We start from the raw sequence: 19279 nt of genomic DNA, 5'->3' as shown, positions 1-19279 counted from the left end.
CGTCGCGTCCACCGGCGCGCAGGTGGTCCGTCACCGCCACCTCGCGGGGGTGGGTGTCGGCGCCACCTGACAGGATGGGGCCATGTCTCCTGCTTCCGCGTCCCGTCCCCAGCAGCCGACCGACCACCGGGCGGCGAGCGATGCCGGTGCAGCAGCTCCTGGCGGCGGCTCCCCGGCCCCGGACCCGGCCCGACTCCTGCAGGCCGAGCGCGAGGCCCTGGTGGCCTCGTTCCGGGAGGCTGGGCCCGATGCACCCACCCTGTGTGCCGGCTGGACCACGCGTGACCTCGCGGCCCACCTGGTGGTGCGCGAGGCCCGCCCCGACGCCCTGCCCGGCATCGGCCTCACCGGTACCCCCGCCGAGGGCCACACCGAGAAGGTGCAGTCCGAGTACGCCCGCAAGGACTGGGGCACCCTGCTGGCGCAGTTCTCCCGCGGGCCCGCCCCGTGGATGCCCTTCGCCCTGCCGGTCGTGGGCCCCGCCATCAACATCGCGGAGTACGTGGTGCACCACGAGGACGTGCGGCGCGCCGTGCCGGAGTGGACCGTGCGCCGGGACGACGCCCTGCAGCAGGCGGTCTGGCGCACGCTGGTCCGCGCCAGCCGTCTCACGCACCGCAAGTCTCCCGTCGGCGTGGTCCTGGTGGCCCCCGGCATCGGGCGCACCGCGGCCAAGCGACCGCCCGAGGGGCGCGGCACGGTGGTGCTCACCGGGGAGCCGGTGGAGCTGCTCCTGTTCTCCTTCGGGCGCGAGTCCGTGGCCCGGGTGGAGCTCTCCGGCGACCCCGGGGACGTCGAGGCCCTGCGCTCGCACCGGCGGGCGCTGTGAGCCGGTGAACACGACCGGCCTCGAGGGGGTCTGGGACGCCGTCGGCGGGCACGTGGCCGGCGGCGGCCTCACCGTGGTCGCGGTGGACGGCCGCTCGGGCTCGGGCAAGACCCACTTCGCCGGGCTGCTGCGGTCCCACGCGGCCGCGGCGCTGGACGTCGGAGTCGAGGAGGTCGGGTTGGTGGCCGTGGAGGACCTGTACGCCGGGTGGTCCGGGCTGCCTGCTGCGCCGGCCCTGCTCGACTGGTGCATCCTGCGGCCCCTGCGTGCCGGGGCCGCCCGGGTGACCTGGCCCCAGTGGGACTGGGCAGCCGGGCGGTACGGCTCCAGCGGGACCCTCGAGCGGCCGCGCTCCGGGCTGCTGCTGGTGGAGGGCGTCGGGGCGTCGGTCCCCCCGGCCCGCGACGGGGTGGACCACGTCGTGTGGCTGGAGGCCCCCGTCCCCGCGCGGCGGCAGGCAGTGCGCCGCCGGGAGGCCGCGCTCCTCGGCCGGGACGGCACCGACGCCTGGTGGCCGGGGTGGGCCGCCGCCGAGGACCACCTGTTCACCGACCACCCGCCGGAGTGGGACCAGCGCATCGTCCGGGAGGCACCATGAGCTCGCACCGCCCGACCCAGCGCACCACCACCGGCAGCATCCGGGTGCAGAACGACTCCGCGCGGGAGCTGCGCGCCTTCGAGCGGGCCCGTCGCTGGTCGGCCTCGGAGGCCCGGCGGCGCCGCGACCGGCTCCAGCAGCGCATCTTCCCGATGCTCCAGGCCTCGATCGGCGCGGGCGTCAGCTGGTACGTCGCCCGTGAGCTGTTCGGGCACGAGGCACCGATCTTCGCCGGGGTCGTCGCGGTCGTCTGCCTGGGCATGAACTTCGGCAACCGCCTGACCCGCGCCGTGGAGATCACCGTCGGCGCCGCCACGGGCATCCTCACCGGCGAGCTGATCGTCCACTTCCTGGGGACGGGCGCCTGGCAGACCGCCCTCATCGCCCTGTTGGCAATGGTGATCGCCACCTTCGCCGGGGCAGGCAGCCTGCTCACGATCCAGGCGGGGGTCCAGGGGGTGGTGGTCGCGACCGCCACGGTCCTGCCCGGAGGCGCACTCTCCCGGTGGATCGATGCGGTGATCGGCGGGCTGGTGGCGATCGCGATCGCGATGATCACGCCCACCTCCCCCCTGCGCAAGCCCCGCCGCATGGCGCGCCGGCTCACCGAGGAGGTCGCCCGGCTGCTGGACCGGACCGCCCACGGCCTCTCGGACCGCAACGAACACATCGTCGCCGAGGCCCTGCGCGACGCCCGCTTCACCGACCACCTCATCGGGGAGCTGCGCAGCCAGGTGGAGGAGGGCGCCGCCATCGCCCGCACCGTGCCGTGGCAGTGGCGCAAGCGCACCCACCTGCGGGGACTGGACCGGCAGCTGACCGCCTTCGACCGTCTGCTCCGCAACGCCCGCGTCCTGGTGCGCCGGGCGGACGTGGCCATCCTGGAGGGCGAACCGGTTCCCTCGAGCTACGTGGAGCTCGTGGCGGAGGCCGCGGACATCGCCTCCGACCTGGCCAAGGCGCTGGGCGACCAGCAGGCCCTCGGTGCGGTGCGGCGGCAGCTGGGCGAACTGGCGGAGGAGACCAACCACCGGGCCCCGCAGCCGTCGCTCAGCGCCGAGGTGATCCGTGCCCAGGTGCGCTCGGCGATCGTGGACATGTACATGCTCACCGGCCTCTCCTACGGCGAGGCTCGCGTCCGCGTGCCGTCGCAGTACCACGAGCGGCGGTCCGCCGAGGACGACTGAGGCGCAGGACCGGCGCGGACGCCTCAGCGCCGCAGCGCCTCCACGATGCCGGCCAGCCGGCTCGCCTCGGTGCGCGAGCCCTCCCCGTCGGCGGCCTGGATGGCCATGACGGCGAGGTCCTCCTGACCGCGGGTGCGCTGCAGGCGTACCCAGGGGTCTCCGGGGCTGAAGACCACGCCCCGGACCTCGGACCACTCGACCCGCTGGGTGGAGAAGAGGTTCCGGACGGTCATACCCTGCCGGTCGGGCACCGCCGAGATGGCGGCGTAGCGCCACAGGAAGGCCGCCAGACCGACTCCGGCCAGGGCGGTGAAGACCCGGTCGGGCAGGTTCCAGCCCTCCCCCAGCACGGCGATCGCGATGAAGAGCACCAGCAGGAAGACCGCCGAGCCGACGGCCACCCACCGCCCGCGGCGGGGGCGGAACGGCCGCAGCGCGTCGCTCTGCTCCCGGCTGCTCACCTCCGGGGCGCTCATCGGGCGACCGCCCCGGCCGCACGCTCCCGCAGGTCGGTGATCGCGGCGGCGAGGTCCTGCGCCCCGAACACGGCCGAGCCCGCCACGAACACGTCCGCTCCGGCCCGGGCGCTGTCCACGATGGTCTCGGCGTTCACTCCGCCGTCCACCTGGATGGCGACGTCCAGGCCCTGCTCCCCCACGGCCTGCCGGACCTCGCGGACCACTGCGAGCTGGCCGGGCATGAAGGACTGCCCGCCGAAGCCGGGCTCGACAGTCATCACCAGCACCATGTCGAGCTCCGGCAGCAGGTCGGCGTAGTCCGCGAAGGCGGTCCCGGGCTTGAGGGCCATGGCCGCTCGCGCTCCGGTGGAGCGGATGTCTCGTGCCAGCTGCCGCGGGTCGTCGCTGGCCTCCACGTGAAAGGTCACCGAGTGCGCACCCGTCTCGGCGTACCTCGGGCCCCAACGGTCGACCTCGGCGATCATCAGGTGCAGGTCCAGCGGTATGGGCGTGACCTCCTGCAGGGCCTCGACCACCGGCATGCCGATCGTCAGGTTCGGCACGAAGTGGTTGTCCATCACGTCGACGTGGGCCGCATCGGCCGTGGCGATGCGGGTGAGCTCCTCCCCCAGCCGCGTGAAGTCGCTGGCGAGGATGCTGGGGTGCAGGGAGACCGAGCGACTCATGCGTCCTCCTGGGGGGTGCGTCGCAGCAGGGCGATGTACATGGCGTCGGTGCCGTGGACGTGCGGCCACAGCTGCACGGACGTGGCCCGCGCGCCGCGGGCTCCCTCGAGAGGCTCCAGGTCCGCGGCCGAGGTGGCCGGGGCCACCTCGCGCAGGACGGGCGCGACCTCGAGCAGCTCGACGTCGTCGCGGCGGGCGCGCACGTCATCGACCACCACCGAGGTCTCGGCCGGGTGCGGCGAGCAGGTCACGTAGGCCATGACACCCCCGGGGCGCACCGCATCGAGCGCGGCGTGCAGGAGCGAACGCTGGGTGGGCGCCAGCGAGGCCAGGTCGGCGGGCTGCCGGCGCCAGCGGGCCTCCGGGCGGCGCCGTAGGGCCCCCAACCCGGTGCACGGCACGTCGACCAGGACCCGGTCGAAGGCGTCCGGCCGCTCTGCGGCGAGGTCCGCACCGTCGCCCACCGTGACCTCCGCCTGCGGCGCGGCGCCGTCCGGCAGGCCACCAGGGTTGAGGGTGCCGCGCACGAGCTCGGCCCGGTGGGGGTGCAGCTCGTTCGCCACGATGCGGGCACCCCGCTCGTGGGCCGTCGCGGCCAGCAGGGCGGCCTTGCCCCCGGGGCCGGCACACAGGTCCAGCCAGAGCCCGGAGTCCTGCCCGCGCGTGGGCGCTCCGGCCAGCGCGAGGGCGGCCAGCTGGGAGCCCTCGTCCTGGACACCGGCGCGGCCCTGCTCGACGGCCGACACGGCCGCCGGGGCGCCCTCGGACAGGGTGGCCGCCGTCGGCGCCCAGCGCCCCTCCTCGACCGCGGGGTGCTCCAGCAGCTCGGACACCTCCACCCACCCGGGCCGGGCCACCAGGGACACCAACGCCGGGGTGTTGTGCGCGGCCAGCAGCTCGTCGATCTCCTCCACCGGGCGACCACGGTCCACCAGGCCCGCCATCAGGGCGCGCACCACCCAGGTGGGGTGCGAGTGCCGCGCCGCGAGCAGGTCCGGGCCCTGCAGGCCCTCGGTGACCTCGGCCACCCAGGTCTCTCGGTCCTTCTCCGTCATGCGGTGCATGGCCGCGTTCACGAGCTTGGCGGGACCGGCCCCGTTGACCCACCGGGCCAGCGCGACGGTCTGGTCGGCGGCCGCGTGGGGCGGCACCCGCATCGAGAGCGCCTGGTGCGCCCCGAGCCGGAGCGTGCGCATCAGCTCGGGGTCGAGTGTGTCCACCGCGCGCCCAGTGGCCCGCGCGATCACCAGGTCGTACAGGCCCTGCTGCCGGACCGTCCCGAACGCCAGCTCGGTGGCGAAGGCCGCGTCCCGGCCGGCCAAACGGAAGCGACGCAGGACGTGCGGCAGCTCGAGGTTGGCGTACGCGCCCTCGTCGACGGCGGCCAGCAGGTGCCAGGCCGCCGTCCGGGCGGCATCGGCCCGGCGGGCGCGCTGCCGTGGCGCCTGGGCGCTGCGGCCGCGCCGGTCGTTGCGTGCATCCTGCGTGTCCCTGGCCTCAGCCACCGAGCGCCTCCTGGTCGTCGAATCGGGCCCCGCGGGCCCATGCCTCTGCCTCCATGGCCTGCTTGCCCGGTGGCTGCACCCGCTGCAGCCGCACCGGGTGCGTGGCCGTGCCCACCAGCACCTGTCCGTCGTGGAGCAGGAGCCGGCCCGGCGGCAGGTGGGGGGTGGACGGGTCGTCGGGCCCCGCGGTTCCTGCACCGGTGCTGCTGGGCGCGCCGGCCACCTGGGCGGCCTGGAGGACCTTGAGGCGGTCACCGCGGAAGGTCGTCCACGCCCCCGGCGCCGGGGACGCGCCGGCCACGCGCCGTACGACGGCGAAGGCCGGTTGCGTGAAGTCCAAGCGCACCTCGTCCACCGTCAGCTTGGGGGCACGCGAGACCCCGTCGGCCGGCTGCGGGACGGGGGCCAGCGCTCCGGAGACCAGCCCGTGGAGGCTGTCGGTCAGCAGCGGGGCACCTGCCTCGGACAACCGCTCCAGCAGGTCGCCGGCGGTGTCGGTGGGGCGGATCGCCTCGGTCAGGGTGCCCAGCACGGGGCCGGTGTCCATGCCCTCGGTGAGCACGAAGGTGGTGGCCCCGGTCAGGTCGTCACCGGCCATCAGGGCGCGCTGCGCCGGCGCCGCGCCACGCCAGGCGGGCAACAGGCTGAAGTGGAGGTTCACCCAGCCGTGGGTCGGCAGCTCCAGCACGCTGGTGGGCAGGAGCGCCCCGTAGGCGACGATCGCCCCCACGTCCGGGGCCAGCTCCCGCAGGGAGGCCAGCGGCTCGTCCTCCCACGGGCGGTCGCTCTCGATGACGGGCAGCCCGTGCTCGAGCGCGCGCGCCTTGACCGGGCTGGGGCGCAGCTTCCGGCCCCGTCCCACCCGTGCGTCCGGGCGGGTCAGGACGCCCACCACCTCGTGACGATCCCGCCCGTCAGCCGTCCGGGCACTGTCGAGCAGGTGCTCCAGGGAGGGCAGGGCGGCCTCGGGGGTCCCAGCGAAAACGATGCGCACGAGGGGCAAGTCTACGGAGCCAGCCATTCCTCCGGGTCGACGGTCATCAGCAGCTCGCCGGTGGCCTTCCGCGCCGACCGGTGGGCCCGCAGCGCGTGCACGGTCCGGCCCAGCTGCGCGGCGTGCTCCCAGGTGGTCCGGACCCACGCCTGCGCGGCCTGCTCCACCGGCAGTTCCCAGCGACTGGGCAGCGCCGTCGGCCCCACCGGCACCACCCCCACCACCTCGCTCGCGGGCAGGGCGGCCGACAGCTCCTGCATCGCGGCCTCCACGTCGCGGCGGTGCCCCACGAGGTGCACCAGCGCCACCGCCGGGGGGAGCTGTGCCGCGCGGCGCTCACCGAGCACCCGGCGGGCGAACCAGCCGGGGTCGCGGCGCAGGAGGCCCTCGACCGCGTCGATGCCCGCGTGCGCGGGCAGCCCGCACAGCACGATGCCGGGCCCGCCGGGGCGCACGGAGGCCGTCCCCCCGGTCCACCGGCGCAGCGCCTCGGAGGCCGCGTCCGAGAGCGGGAGCTCCAAGGTCACCGCACCGTCAAGCACCAGGGCGGCCGCGTACCCGGCAGCCGCGTACGGCTCCACCCCGGGGGTGGCGATCACCAGCGCCGGCGTCTCGCCCACCTCAGCCACCCGCGAGGCGGCCGTGGAGGTGACCACCGGCACCCCCGGGAAGGCGCGCCCGAGGTCGTGGGCGGTGCGGTCGGTGCCGGGCGCGGACGGGCGCCACCGGCGCCCTCCGCACTGCCCGCAGACCCAGTGCGCGGGCTCCTGGCCACAGGTGCTGCAGCGGGGCCCGGTGTCCGCGGAGGTCTGTGCCAGGCGCCCGGGGCAGGCCGGGCACTCGGCCGCGGTGCCGCAGTCCTGGCAGCGCACCGACCCGGAGTACCCCGTCCGCGGAACCTGCACCAGCACCGGGCCGTGCTCGAGGGCCCGCTTGGCCGCCGCCCACGCGCTGCTGGGGATGCGCGCGAGCCGGGCCCCCGCATCGCGGGCCTCGTCCTGTCCCTCGCCGGCCACGTGCACCCGGGCTGCCGCGGTGCGCACGGCGCCCGGGTCGGCCGCCAGGTCGGCCATGAGCCCCTTCTCGACCCAGTGCTGGATCCGGGCCGTGCGCACGTGCCCGGCCGAGACGAGGGCGGCCCCCTCGGTGCGGGCCCGGGCCGCCGCCACCTCCCGGGTGTGCGGGTGCGGCGTGCGCGGCTCCTGCCAGGAGTCGTCCCCGTCGTCCCACCAGGCCACCACGCCCAGGTCCCGCACCGGAGCGAAGGCCGCCGAGCGGGTCCCGACCACGAGCCGCCGGTGGCCGGTGAGCACCTCGGTCCACCGTCCGTAGCGGGCCCGGGGACCCTGCGATGCGGTGAGCGGCGCCAACTCGCCCAGGGCCGCCTCAGGGCGGGTGGCGGCCACGGCCATCACCCGGTCGACATCCGCCTCGTCGGGCACCAGCAGCAGGGCCCCGCGACCGGACGCCGCCGCCGCCACCGCCAGGTCCAGCAGGCCGTGTGCCCAGTGCGCGGCGGGGTCCCCGCCGTCGGGGGCGGCCACCCAGGAGGCGGCCGGGTGCTCTCCGGCGGCGATGCGGGCCAGCAGCGCCCCCGCCGCAGGCACCCCGCGCCACGCAGGGCTGGGTGCCGGGGCCTCCGGGCGGGCAGGCTCCCCCTCGGGGGCGGGCCGGGCCAGCACGGCCTTCTCCTGCGCGGCGTGACGGGCGGGGATCGCGAGGCGCACCACGTCCGAGACGGTGCCCCCGTAGTGGGTGGCGACGGCCACGCAGGTGGCGTGGAGGGCCGCCGTGAGGACCGGCACCGGTGAGACGACCGACCGCAGGGGGTGGAGCTGCCCCTGGTGCTCGCTCTGCGCGAGGCGCTCGGTGATCCAGCCCTCCTCGGTGCGCCCGGCCAGGGGCACGGTGACCCGCACCCCCGGCACCGCGTCGTCCTCCATGGCCACCGGCACCACGTAGTCGAAGGGCCGGTCGAGGTGGGGAAGCGTGCCGGAGACGAGCACCCGCGCCACGGGGAGGTGCGGTGCCAGCTCCCCGACCCCGGGAGGAGCGGTGCGGGACACGCTCAACCCGGGGACCGGGAGCTGCCCCTCGTCCACCGCGTTCCTCAGGCGCGCGCCAGGCGCTGCAGCGCCTCCACCCGATTGGTGCGCTCCCACGGGAAGCTCCCGGCCACCCCAGAGGAGGTCGCCCGGCCGAAGTGTCCGTAGGCAGCGGCAGGCTGGTAGATGGGCCGCTTGAGGTCCAGGGCATCCACGATCGCCGCCGGCCGCAGGTCGAAGACACCGTCGATGGCGGCCTCGATCTTCTCCACCGGCACCGTGTTCGTGCCGAAGGTCTCCACGTACAGGCCCACCGGGCGCGCCGTCCCGATGGCGTAGGCCACCTGGATCTCACACCGCCTGGCCAGCCCCGCGGCCACCACGTTCTTGGCCACCCAACGCGTGGCGTAGGCCCCGGAGCGGTCCACCTTCGAGGGGTCCTTGCCGGAGAAGGCCCCGCCACCGTGGCGGGCCATGCCTCCGTAGGTGTCGACGATGATCTTGCGTCCGGTCAGCCCCGCATCACCCATCGGCCCACCGATGGTGAAGATGCCGGTGGGGTTGATGTGGGTGCGAGCGTCGTCGGTGGCGAGCTCCACCCCGGACTCGGCGAGGCTCTCCAGCACGGGGTCGATCACGTGCTCCCGCAGGTCGGGCGCCAGCATCGACTCCTTCGGCACGCCGTCCTCGTGCTGGGACGAGATCACCAGCGTGTCGAGGCGGGCCGGGCGGTCGCCGTCGTACTCGATGGTCACCTGGGTCTTGCCGTCGGGCCGCAGGTACTCGATGACCCCCTCGTGCCGCACCTGGCTGAGGCGCTTGCTCAATCGGTGGGCCAGCGAGATCGGCAGCGGCATCAGCTCCGGGGTGTCGTCGCACGCATAGCCGAACATCAGGCCCTGGTCCCCCGCACCCTGGCGGTCGTACTTCTCCCCCGCCCCCTCGCGCGCCTCGTGGGAGTGGTCCACGCCGGCCGCGATGTCGGTGCTCTGGTCGCCGATGCTCACCTCGACGCCGCAGGTGCGTCCGTCGAAGCCCTTGTCGGAGCTGTCGTAGCCGATGGCGATGATCGTGTCGCGCACGATGCGCGGGATCTCGACGTACCCGCTGGTACGGACCTCCCCGGCGACGTGGACCAGCCCCGTGGTGACCATCGTCTCCACGGCCACCCGGGCGTCCGGGTCCTGCCGGAGCATCTCGTCCAGGATCGCATCGCTGATCTGGTCGCAGATCTTGTCGGGGTGGCCTTCGGTGACGGACTCGGACGAGAAGAGACGTGCCATGGGTGCTCCTTGTGCAGCGGCTGCTGTCTGACGGGTGCGCCGGGATGACGCGGGCGACAGCCTAGACCCCGGCACCGACAGCCTCGGTGGGGCGCACGGCCGGGGCCCCGGCGGGTGGTGGTTCAGCCGAACAGGGGGGTCACCGCAGCGCACACGGCGCGGGCGGCCTCGTCCTTGTTCGTCGGGCCCACGGTGGTGGCGCCACCATCCGGCGTGAGCAGGTGGACGGTGGTGTCGTCCTGCCCGAAGGTCTTCTCCACCCCCACCTCGTTCGCGACCAGCAGGTCCACACCCTTGCGCTCCAGCTTCGCCTGCGCGTGGTCCAGCACCGACCCGGCGTCGTCGCCGGTCTCGGCCGCGAAGCCGACGATGACGGGGCGCGGGGCGCGCTCGTCGCCCGCCGGGTGCTCGGCGTCCCGCCGGGCGACGGCGCCCGCGAGGATGTCCGGGGTCCGCTCGAGCTCCAGCACGAGGCCCTCGGAGTCGCCGGACTTCTTGATCTTGCTGTCGCTCACCTGGGCCGGCCGGTAGTCGGCGACCGCGGCAGCCATGACCAGCAGGTCGGCCCCCGCATCGGAGAACTCCCGCGCCACGGCGGCCTCGAGCTCGGCGGCGCTGACGGCCTCGACGACGCGGACCCCCTCCGGGGCCGGCACCTCGACCGCGGCCTGCAGCAGCGTCACCTCGGCGCCCAGGTCACGCGCCGCGCGGGCGACGGCCGTCCCCATCCGCCCCGAGGAGCGGTTGCCCAGGAAGCGCACCGGGTCGAGAGGCTCGCGGGTCCCCCCGCTGGAGATGACCACGCGACGGCCCGCCCAGGGGCCCGCGGCGGTCGGCTCGCCGTGCGCACGTTCCCCCACCCGGGCCAGCGCCTCGGCGTGGATCACCTCGGGATCGGGCAGGCGGCCCGGCCCCGTGTCGGTGCCGGTCAGGCGCCCGGACGCGGGCTCGATGACGTGCACGCCCCGCTCGCGGAGGGTCGCCACGTTCGCCCGCGTGGCCGGGTTCAGCCACATCTCGGTGTGCATGGCCGGAGCCAGCACCACCGGGCAGGTGGCCGTGAGCAGGGTCGTGGTCAGCAGGTCGTCGGCCATCCCCGCGGCCACCCGGGCCATCAGGTCGGCCGTGGCGGGGGCCACCACCACCAGGTCGGCCTCCTGGCCCACCCGGACGTGCTGCACCGAGGGGACGTCACTGAAGACGTCGTGCGCCACCGGGTGGCCGCTGAGGGCCTCCCAGGTGGGGGCGCCCACGAAGCGCAGCGCGGCCTGCGTGGGCAGGACGCGCACCTCATGGCCGGCCTCGGTGAACAGCCGGCAGAGGCTGGCCGCCTTGTAGGCGGCGATGCCTCCGGAGACCCCCAGGACGACGCGCATCAGGACTCGTCGGTGCCGTTCTCGGGCGCGTCGGCAGTGTTCTCCTCGACGTCCTGCATGACGTCCACGTCCTCGGCCGGGGCGACCTCGTCGGCCTCCTCGGTGACGGGGGTGATCGCCTCGGGCTGCTCCGCGGGCATGCCGGGCGTGCCGACCTCGGGGATGTCGTGGCCGACGGTGCGCACGAGCTTGTCGGCGTTGATCTCCTGCAGGGCGATCGACAGCGGCTTGTCGGACGCCTCGGCCTCCACCAGCGGGCCGACGTACTCGAGCAGGCCCTCCTTGAGCTGCGCGTAGTACGCGTTGATCTGGCGGGCCCGCTTGGCGGAGTAGATCACCAGGGCGTACTTGGAGTCGACGTGCTGGAGCAGGTCGTCGATGGGCGGGTTGGTCACGCCGATGGGGGCGGCCTTGGTGCCGGACATGGATCCTCCTTGGATCGGACGGTGCGGGCGACGGCTCTCGTCGCGCAGGCCTCCCGGCGGTGCCGGGGGCGGTGGTCAGGGGGTGACGCGGCGGTCTGCGGGGACCGGCGGCGGGTCGAGCAGCAATTCTACGAGGTTCTCACCGGCGGCGGCGACCGACTCGTTGACGATGGTGGTGTCGAACCAGTCCTGGGCGGCCAGCTCGTCCTGTGCCGTGCGCAGCCGGCGGGCCCGCTCCTCGGCGTCCTCGGTGCCGCGTCCGACCAGCCGGCGCACCAGCTCGTCCCAGCTCGGGGGCGCCAGGAAGACGAACAGGGCCTCGGGCATGGCCTCACGCACCTGCCGGGCACCCTGCAGGTCGATCTCCAGCAGCGCGGGCCGGCCGTCGGCCAGGGCCTGCTCCACCGGGCGGCGCGGCGTGCCGTAGGAGTTCACCCCGTGCACCACCGCGTGCTCCAGCATCTGCCCGGTGGCGACCAGCCGCGAGAACTCGTCGTGGTCCACGAAGTGGTACGTGGACCCGTCGACCTCGCCGGGCCGCGGGGCGCGGGTGGTGGCCGAGACCGACACCCACACCTCGGGGTGGTTGTCCCGCACCCACTGGCACACGGTGCCCTTGCCGACCGCCGTCGGGCCGGCCAGCACCACCAGCCGCCGACCGTCGGCCCCGCCCGTGCTCACCGGACCCCCGCCGCGCAACGCTCGGCCAGGCGCGCGGACTGGTGCACGCCCAGACCCCGCAGGCGCCGCGATGGGGCGATGCCGAGCTCGTTGAGCATCTGGGCCGCCCGGATCGGGCCGATGCCGGGGAGGCACTCCAGCAGGACCGAGACCCTGATCTTGGCCACCGCGTCCTCCCTGCGGGCCACCTCGAGCACCTCGCCGACGGAGAGGGACCCGTCGCTCACGGCTGCCTTCACCTCGGCGCGCCGGTGGCGGGCGGCGACGGCCGCGAGCAGTGCGGCACGACGTTGGTCGGCCGTGAGGTCGGGAACCGTCACGAGTGCTCCTGGTTCATGAGGGGCCGCGCTGCCGGCGGCAGGTGGGGGAAGGTCGCAGGCTACCCGCGTGGGGCGGGGCGGCCCAAAGTGCCGGCCAGTGAGCCCTGCCACGACGCTGTCGCGGCGCGGAGGGCGTCCACGGACCCGCCGTGGCGCAGGATGTCGCGGCTCACGGAGGCCAGCACCCGGGGGGCCTCGGGGCCGAAGACCCGGGCCAGGTCGTCCGCGCCGCCGCCCTGGGCCCCGAACCCGGGCGCGAGCAGGGGCGCGGAGCCACGAGCCAGGGGAAGGGACGCCAGTGCGTCGCTGACGGTCACGCCCACCACGAGCCCCACGTCCCCGTCGAAGCCCTCGGCCCAGCGGGCGATCCCCGCGGCCACGGAGACCCCGTCAGCCCGGACGGCCGTCTGCAGCGCGCCGGCCTCGGGGTTGGACGTCCGGCAGAGCACGAACACCCCGGCACCGTCGTCCCGCGCCGCCTCCGCGATCCCGGTCAGCGAGCCCTCCCCCAGGTAGGGGCTGAGGGTCACCGCATCGCACCGCAGCGGGGCACCCTGGCCGAACCAGGCCCGGGCATAGCCGTCGTTGCTGCTGCCGATGTCACCGCGTTTGGCGTCCAGCACCACCAGTGTCCCGGCGTCGCGCAGCCGGGCGACGGCGTCCTCGAGCACGGCGAAACCGTCCGACCCGAAGGCCTCGAACAAAGAGACCTGGGGCTTGACCACCGCGACCCGCCCGGAGAACGCCTTGACGCATCGATCGGTGAACGCGGCCAACCCCGCGGAGTCGACCCCCAAACCCGCCCCCGCGAGCAGCGCGGGATGGGGGTCGATCCCGACGCAGAGCGGGCCCCACCGCGCGGTCGCGGCGCGCAGGCGGGCGCCGAACCCGCTCGCCCCGTGACCTGCAGCGGCACTCACGCCGGTGCCCCGGCGCCGTCCACCGGCTGCACCCAGCCGCCCCGGCCCACGAGGTCCAGGGCCGCGGCGTGGGCCTGCAGCGGCTTCACCCCGAACTCACCGCCCTGGAGGGACTCGATGGCCTGCACCGCGGCGCCCAGCTGCTGCACGGTCGTGATGACGGGCACACCGGCACTGGCCGTGGCCGCCCGGATCTCGTACCCGTCCTCGCGGGAGTCGCGGCCCGAGGGGGTGTTGACCACCATCGCGATCTCGCCGGAGGTGATCTGGTCCACGATGGTCGGCTCGCCCGCAGGCCCCCGTCCCTCGCTGCGCTTCCGGGCGAGCCCGGCCTGGACCCCGTTGCGCCGCAGCACCTCGACGGTGCCGGCCGTGCCCACCAGCGTGAAGCCCAGGTCGGCCAGGCGCTTCACGGGGAAGATCATGCCGCGCTTGTCGCGGTTGGCCACCGAGACGAAGACCGTCCCGGCAGTTGGCAACGGGGTGGTGCGCCCCATCTCCGCCTTGGCGAACGCGGTCCCGAAGTCCGCGTCGATGCCCATGGCCTCACCGGTGGAGCGCATCTCGGGGCCGAGCAGGCTGTCGACCACCTGGCCCTCCCGGGTGCGGAAGCGCTTGAACGGCAGCACCGCGGCCTTCACCGACACCGGGGCGTCCACGGGCAGCGAGCCACCGTCGATGTGGGCGGGCAGCAGGCCGGCCGTCGTCAGGTTCGCGATCGTCTCGCCCAGCATGATGCGGGCGGCGGCGCGTGCCAGCGGCACCCCGGTCGCCTTCGAGACGAAGGGCACCGTGCGGCTGGCGCGCGGGTTGGCCTCCAGGACGTAGAGCACGCCCTGGGCCAGGGCGAACTGCACATTGAGCAGCCCGCGCACGCCGATGCCCTCGGCCAGCCGCCGCGTGGCGGCGCGCACCCGGTCGAGCTCCTCGGTGCCCAGGGTCACCGGCGGGATCACGCACGCGGAGTCACCGGAGTGGATCCCCGCCTCCTCGATGTGCTCCATGATGCCGCCGAGGTAGAGGTCGGTGCCGTCGTACAGCGCGTCGACGTCGATCTCGATGGCCTCGTCGAGGAACCGGTCCACCAGGATCGGGCGGTCGGGACTCACCAGGGCAGCACGCTCGACGTACCCGCGGAGGGACTCGTCGTCGTAGACGATCTCCATGCCGCGCCCGCCCAGCACGTAGCTCGGGCGCACGAGCACCGGGTAGCCGATGTCCTGGCTGATGGCCACGGCCTCATCGGCGGAGAAGGCGGTCCCGAAGCGCGGGGCCACCAGCCCGGCCTCCGCGAGCACCCGGCCGAAGTGGCCCCGGTCCTCCGCGCGGTCGATGGCCTCCGGCGAGGTCCCCACCACCGGCAGCCCCGCATCGGCCAGTGCCTGGGCCAGACCCAGCGGGGTCTGACCGCCCAGCTGCACGATGACCCCGGCGATGGGGCCCGCGGCGGCCTCGGCGTGGTACACCTCGAGCACGTCCTCCAGGGTCAGCGGCTCGAAGTACAGGCGGCTGGAGGTGTCGTAGTCGGTGGAGACCGTCTCCGGGTTGCAGTTCACCATCACCGTGTCGTACCCGGCCTCGCGCAGGGCGAAGCTGGCGTGCACGCAGGAGTAGTCGAACTCCACGCCCTGGCCGATGCGGTTGGGCCCCGAGCCCAGGATGATCACCGCGGGGTTCTCCCGCGGGGCCACCTCCGACTGCTGGTCGTAGCTCGAGTAGTGGTACGGCGTGCGGGCGTCGAACTCGGCCGCGCAGGTGTCGACCGTCTTGTAGACCGGGCGGATCCCGAGCGCGTGGCGCACCCCGCGCACGACGGCCTCGTCCATCCCCAGCAGACCTGCGAGCTGGGCGTCGCTGAAACCGTGTCGCTTGGCCAGCGCCAGCACCTCGGGGCGCAGTCGCCCGTGCTGCTGCACGTCCGCGGCAATCGCCTCGGCCGTCTGGTTCAGCAGGTCCACCTGGTCGAGGAACCACGGGTCGATGCTGGTGGCCTCGTGCAGCTGCTCGACGGTGGCCCCGCCCCACATCGCGCGCTGCACCTTCTGGAGCCGGCCGTCGGTGGGCGTGACCACCTCGGTGAGCAGACCCGTCACCTCGTCAGCCGTGGGCCGGTCGGTGACGGCCCAGGAGAAGGACGAGCCCTTGGCCTCCACCGAGCGCAGCGCCTTCTGCAGGGCCTCGGTGAAGTTGCGCCCGATCGCCATCCCCTCGCCCACCGACTTCATGGTGGTGGTGAGCTCGGGATCGGCGGCCGGGAACTTCTCGAAGGCGAAGCGCGGCACCTTCACCACCACGTAGTCCAGGGTGGGCTCGAAGGAGGCGGGGGTGGACCCGGTGATGTCGTTGGGCACCTCGTCCAGCGTGTACCCGATCGCCATCTTCGCCGCGATCTTCGCGATGGGGAAGCCGGTCGCCTTGGACGCGAGCGCGCTGGACCGGCTCACGCGCGGGTTCATCTCGATGACGATGACGCGCCCGTCGGCCGGGTTCACGGCGAACTGGATGTTGCACCCACCGGTGTCCACGCCCACCTCGCGGATCACCTTGATCGCCACGTCGCGGAGCTTCTGGTACTCACGGTCAGTCAGGGTGAGCGCGGGCGCGACGGTGATCGAGTCGCCGGTGTGCACCCCCATCGGGTCGAGGTTCTCGATGCTGCAGACCACCACGACGTTGTCGGCGCGGTCGCGCATCACCTCCAGCTCGTACTCCTTCCACCCGAGGATCGACTCCTCCAGGAGCACCTCGGTGGTGGGCGAGTCGCGCAGGCCGGCCTGACCCATCCGGCGTAGCTCGTCCTCGTTGTGGGCGAAGCCCGAGCCGAGCCCGCCCATGGTGAAGGAGGGACGCAGCACCAGGGGGTAGCCGAGCTCCTCGGCGCCGGCCAGGAGCTCGTCCATGGTGTGGCAGATGACGCTGCGGGCCACGTCGGCGCCGCAACGCTCCACGACGCCCTTGAACAGCTGCCGGTCCTCCCCCAGCTGGATGGCCTCGACGTTCGCGCCGATGAGGGGGCAGCCGTACTTCTCCAGCACGCCGGCCTCGTGCAGGTCGATCGCGCAGTTCAGGGCCGTCTGCCCACCCAGGGTGGCCAGCACCGCATCGGGCCGCTCGGCGGCGATGATGCGCTCGACGACCTCGGGGGTGATCGGCTCCACGTAGGTGGCGTCGGCGAACTCCGGGTCGGTCATGATCGTGGCGGGGTTCGAGTTGATGAGGATGACCCGCAGGCCCTCCTCCCGCAGCACGCGGCAGGCCTGGGTCCCGGAGTAGTCGAACTCGCAGGCCTGGCCGATGACGATCGGCCCGGAGCCGATGACCAGGACGGACTGGATGTCGGGGGTACGGGGCATCAGTGGGCCTCTCCTGCGGTCGGGGTGGTCTGGGACGCGGGAGCCTGCGCGCCGGCGCGGGTCAGTTCCTCGCTGCGGTCGGGCGTCCGGCCGGTGGTCATGAGGTCGACGAAGCGGTCGAACAGGTACTCGCTGTCGTGCGGGCCGGCGGCGGCCTCCGGGTGGTACTGCACGGAGAAGGCCGGCAGGTCGAGGCACTCCAGCCCCTCGACGACGTCGTCGTTGAGGCACACGTGGGAGACCCACACCCGGCCCATCGCCTCGTCGTGCGGGGCGGTGACCACGGCGTCCAGCGGTGCGTCCACGGCGAACCCGTGGTTCTGGGCGGTGATCTCCACCTTGCCCGTGGTGCGGTCCATGACCGGCTGGTTGATGCCGCGGTGGCCGAAGTCGAGCTTGTAGGTGCCGAAGCCCAGCGCCCTGCCGAGCAGCTGGTTGCCGAAGCAGATGCCGAAGAAGGGCAGCCCGGCCCCCAGCACTCCCCGCAGCAGCTCCACCGCGGTGTCGGCGGTGGCCGGGTCACCCGGGCCGTTGGAGAAGAAGACGCCGTCGGGGCCCTGGCCGCCCTCGCGGGCCACCCCCTGCACGGCCAGCACGTCCTGGAGCGTGGAGTCGGCCGGCAGTACGTGCACCTCGATGCCGCGGGCGGCGAGCAGGCGGGGGGTGTTGCTCTTCATGCCCAGGTCCACCGCGGCCACGGTGAAGCGGTGCTCCCCCTGTGCCGGGACGACCACGGCCTCGGGCGTGGAGACGCTGGTCGCCAGCTCCCGCCCGGCCATGGCCGGGGCACTGGTCACCCGGTCGACCATCTCCCCGCGGGGCAGGTTGGCCTGCTCCCCGGAGAAGATGCCGGCCCGCATCGCCCCGCGGGTGCGCAGGTGCCGCGTCAGGGCCCGGGTGTCGATGCCGGCGATGCCCACCACGTCCTGCGCCGCGAGCTCGTCCTCGAGGGTGCGCGCGCTGCGCCAGTTGCTGGGCCGCAGGGCCGGGTCCCGCACGACGATGCCCTCGGTGAAGATGCGGCGGGACTCGTCGTCCTCGTCGTTCCACCCGGTGTTGCCCACGTGCGGTGCGGTCAGGGCGACGATCTGCCCGGCGAAGCTGGGGTCGGTCAGGGTCTCCTGGTAACCGGTCATGCCGGTCGTGAAGACCACCTCCCCCAGGGTGACACCCCGGGCACCCCAGGCACCGCCTGCGAACACCACGCCGTCCTCCAGCACGAGGAACGAGGGTTCGGGGGTGAATCGGTCGAGCGGGGCGGGAGTGCTCATGCGGCGTCCTCACGGGTGGGGTCGACGGACGCCGGGAGCGCGTCCAGCAGGGAGTGGGTCACGCGGCCGGCGCGCAGCGTCGCGCGCACCTGGCCGTGGAAGGTCTGGCCGTGCCAGGGGTTGTTCCGGGAGCGCGAGTACGACTCCTCGCGGTCCACCGTCACCGCGGCGGACGGGTCCACGAGGGTCAGGTGCGCCGGTGCGCCGGCCACGAGGCCGGCCCCGTGCCGGGAGGTGCCGGGCAGCTCGTCGAGGCGGGCGATGCGAGCCGGGGCCGAGGACATCACGCGGGCCACGTCCTGCCAGCCGAGCAGGCCGCTGCGGACCATGACCTCGCTGACCACCGGCAGGGCGGTCTCGAGCCCGAGCATCCCGAACGCGGCGTCCACGAAGGCGTGGTCCTTGTCGTGGGCCGCGTGCGGTGCGTGGTCGGTGGCCACGGCATCGATCGTCCCGTCGGCCAGTGCCTCGTGCAGGGCGGTCACGTGCTCGTCGGAGCGCAGCGGCGGGTTCACCTTGAACACGGGGTCGTACCCGGCCAGGGCGTCGGTGGTCAGGGCGAGGTGGTGCGGGGTGACCTCCGCGGTCATGCGGATGCCCCGGGCCTTGGCCCAGCGGACCACCTCCACTCCCCCGGCGGTGGTCACGTGTGCCACGTGCACCCGGCCGCCGGTGTGCTTCGCCAGCATCGCGTCCCGGGCGATGATCGTCTCCTCCGCGGGCTCGGGCCAGCCCGGCAGGCCCAGCCGGCCGGAGAGCTCCCCCTCGTGGCAGCAGGCCGTGCCGTCGGCCAGCCGCGGGTCCTGGCTGTGCTGGGAGACCACCCCGTCGTGGGCCCGCAGGTACTCCAGCGCGCGGCGCATCAGGCGGGCGTCGTGGACGCACTTCCCGTCGTCGCTGAAGACGCGCACGCGCGCCGCCGAGCGGGCCATCAGCCCGAGCTCCGCGAGCTCCTCCCCGGCCAGGCCCTTGCTCACCGCCCCGACGGGGTGGACGTCCACCAGCCCGGCGGCCCGGCCCAGGGCCGCGATGTGGGCGGCCTTCTCGGCGGTGTCCGTCACCGGCGTGGTGTTCGCCATCGCCAGCACGGCGGTGAACCCACCGGCCGCGGCCGCCCGGGAGCCCGTGGCCACGGTCTCGGCGTCCTCCCGGCCGGGCTCGCGCAGGTGCACGTGGAAGTCCACCAGCCCGGGCAGTGCCACCAGCCCGGCGGCGTCCACCCGCTGCGTCCCGGCGGGGGCGTCGGCGGCGGCCCCCGGGCCGACGGCCGCGATGGTGTCGCCCACCACGAGCAGGTCGGCCACCCCGCCGCCGGCGAGGTCGGCCCCCTGGATCAAACGTGCCATCG

The 19279-nt window shown here is 74.4% G+C and carries 17 protein-coding genes; 3 read left to right on the top strand and 14 right to left on the bottom strand.

Features of this window, described 5'->3' with window-relative positions:
• The first annotated feature begins 82 nt into the window (after nt 1-82).
• From KSED_RS06260 to KSED_RS06250, 3 genes are read left to right on the top strand one after another with little or no spacing between them, the layout of a single operon-like run.
• Nucleotides 83-829 (top strand): TIGR03085 family metal-binding protein, encoded by a 747-nt coding sequence (locus tag KSED_RS06260; RefSeq protein ID WP_015779260.1) that lies wholly within the window; start codon nt 83-85, stop codon nt 827-829.
• A gap of 4 nt (nt 830-833) precedes the next feature.
• On the top strand, nt 834-1427 hold the full coding sequence (locus KSED_RS06255) for a nucleoside/nucleotide kinase family protein (protein ID WP_015779259.1): 594 nt from the start codon (nt 834-836) through the stop codon (nt 1425-1427).
• Nucleotides 1424-2614, top strand: coding sequence for an FUSC family protein (locus KSED_RS06250; protein ID WP_015779258.1), 1191 nt, complete (start codon nt 1424-1426; stop codon nt 2612-2614). The genes KSED_RS06255 and KSED_RS06250 overlap by 4 nt, the downstream gene beginning before the upstream one ends.
• Nucleotides 2615-2637: 23 nt before the next feature.
• On the opposite strand, the gene KSED_RS06245 is transcribed toward KSED_RS06250, so the two are convergent.
• The 14 genes from KSED_RS06245 to KSED_RS06180 form a co-directional block, all read right to left on the bottom strand.
• The gene (locus KSED_RS06245; protein ID WP_015779257.1) at nt 2638-3090 is read right to left on the bottom strand and encodes a PH domain-containing protein; all 453 of its coding nucleotides are present in this window, start codon (nt 3088-3090) and stop codon (nt 2638-2640) included.
• The gene (gene rpe, locus KSED_RS06240; RefSeq protein WP_015779256.1) at nt 3087-3758 is read right to left on the bottom strand and encodes a ribulose-phosphate 3-epimerase; all 672 of its coding nucleotides are present in this window, start codon (nt 3756-3758) and stop codon (nt 3087-3089) included. The genes KSED_RS06245 and rpe overlap by 4 nt, the downstream gene beginning before the upstream one ends.
• Complete coding sequence (locus KSED_RS06235) at nt 3755-5263, bottom strand: RsmB/NOP family class I SAM-dependent RNA methyltransferase (RefSeq protein ID WP_015779255.1); 1509 nt, start codon at nt 5261-5263, stop codon at nt 3755-3757. The genes rpe and KSED_RS06235 overlap by 4 nt, the downstream gene beginning before the upstream one ends.
• Nucleotides 5256-6257 (bottom strand): methionyl-tRNA formyltransferase, encoded by a 1002-nt coding sequence (gene fmt, locus KSED_RS06230; protein ID WP_041291345.1) that lies wholly within the window; start codon nt 6255-6257, stop codon nt 5256-5258. Before fmt ends, KSED_RS06235 begins: the two co-directional genes overlap by 8 nt.
• Before the next feature lie 11 nt (nt 6258-6268).
• Nucleotides 6269-8323 (bottom strand): primosomal protein N' family DNA-binding protein, encoded by a 2055-nt coding sequence (locus tag KSED_RS06225; protein WP_143827355.1) that lies wholly within the window; start codon nt 8321-8323, stop codon nt 6269-6271.
• Between the two features lie 44 nt (nt 8324-8367).
• On the bottom strand, nt 8368-9585 hold the full coding sequence (metK, locus tag KSED_RS06220) for a methionine adenosyltransferase (protein WP_015779252.1): 1218 nt from the start codon (nt 9583-9585) through the stop codon (nt 8368-8370).
• A gap of 122 nt (nt 9586-9707) precedes the next feature.
• A complete protein-coding gene (gene coaBC / locus KSED_RS06215) occupies nt 9708-10961 on the bottom strand; it encodes a bifunctional phosphopantothenoylcysteine decarboxylase/phosphopantothenate--cysteine ligase CoaBC (RefSeq protein WP_015779251.1) in 1254 nt (417 codons plus the stop codon).
• Nucleotides 10961-11386 (bottom strand): DNA-directed RNA polymerase subunit omega, encoded by a 426-nt coding sequence (rpoZ, locus tag KSED_RS14885; protein ID WP_015779250.1) that lies wholly within the window; start codon nt 11384-11386, stop codon nt 10961-10963. Before rpoZ ends, coaBC begins: the two co-directional genes overlap by 1 nt.
• Before the next feature lie 75 nt (nt 11387-11461).
• Nucleotides 11462-12067, bottom strand: a complete 606-nt coding sequence (gene gmk / locus KSED_RS06205) for a guanylate kinase (protein WP_015779249.1) — start codon at nt 12065-12067, stop codon at nt 11462-11464.
• Nucleotides 12064-12387 (bottom strand): integration host factor, actinobacterial type, encoded by a 324-nt coding sequence (gene mihF / locus KSED_RS06200; protein ID WP_015779248.1) that lies wholly within the window; start codon nt 12385-12387, stop codon nt 12064-12066. Before mihF ends, gmk begins: the two co-directional genes overlap by 4 nt.
• Nucleotides 12388-12446: 59 nt before the next feature.
• A complete protein-coding gene (gene pyrF / locus KSED_RS06195; protein WP_015779247.1) occupies nt 12447-13307 on the bottom strand; it encodes an orotidine-5'-phosphate decarboxylase in 861 nt (286 codons plus the stop codon).
• Nucleotides 13304-16660: a carbamoyl-phosphate synthase large subunit gene (gene carB / locus KSED_RS06190; RefSeq protein ID WP_015779246.1), complete on the bottom strand. Its 3357-nt coding sequence runs from the start codon at nt 16658-16660 to the stop codon at nt 13304-13306. The genes pyrF and carB overlap by 4 nt, the downstream gene beginning before the upstream one ends.
• Nucleotides 16660-17931, bottom strand: a complete 1272-nt coding sequence (gene carA / locus KSED_RS06185) for a glutamine-hydrolyzing carbamoyl-phosphate synthase small subunit (RefSeq protein WP_015779245.1) — start codon at nt 17929-17931, stop codon at nt 16660-16662. Before carA ends, carB begins: the two co-directional genes overlap by 1 nt.
• Entirely contained in the window at nt 17928-19277 is a 1350-nt protein-coding gene (locus KSED_RS06180) for a dihydroorotase (protein WP_041291341.1), read from the bottom strand. The genes carA and KSED_RS06180 overlap by 4 nt, the downstream gene beginning before the upstream one ends.
• Nucleotides 19278-19279 lie beyond the last annotated feature (2 nt).

The organism is Kytococcus sedentarius DSM 20547 (assembly GCF_000023925.1).
Taxonomy (GTDB): domain Bacteria; phylum Actinomycetota; class Actinomycetes; order Actinomycetales; family Dermatophilaceae; genus Kytococcus; species Kytococcus sedentarius.
Note: the sequence above shows the minus strand (reverse complement) of the source record. Positions and strands in the feature narration are given on the sequence as shown.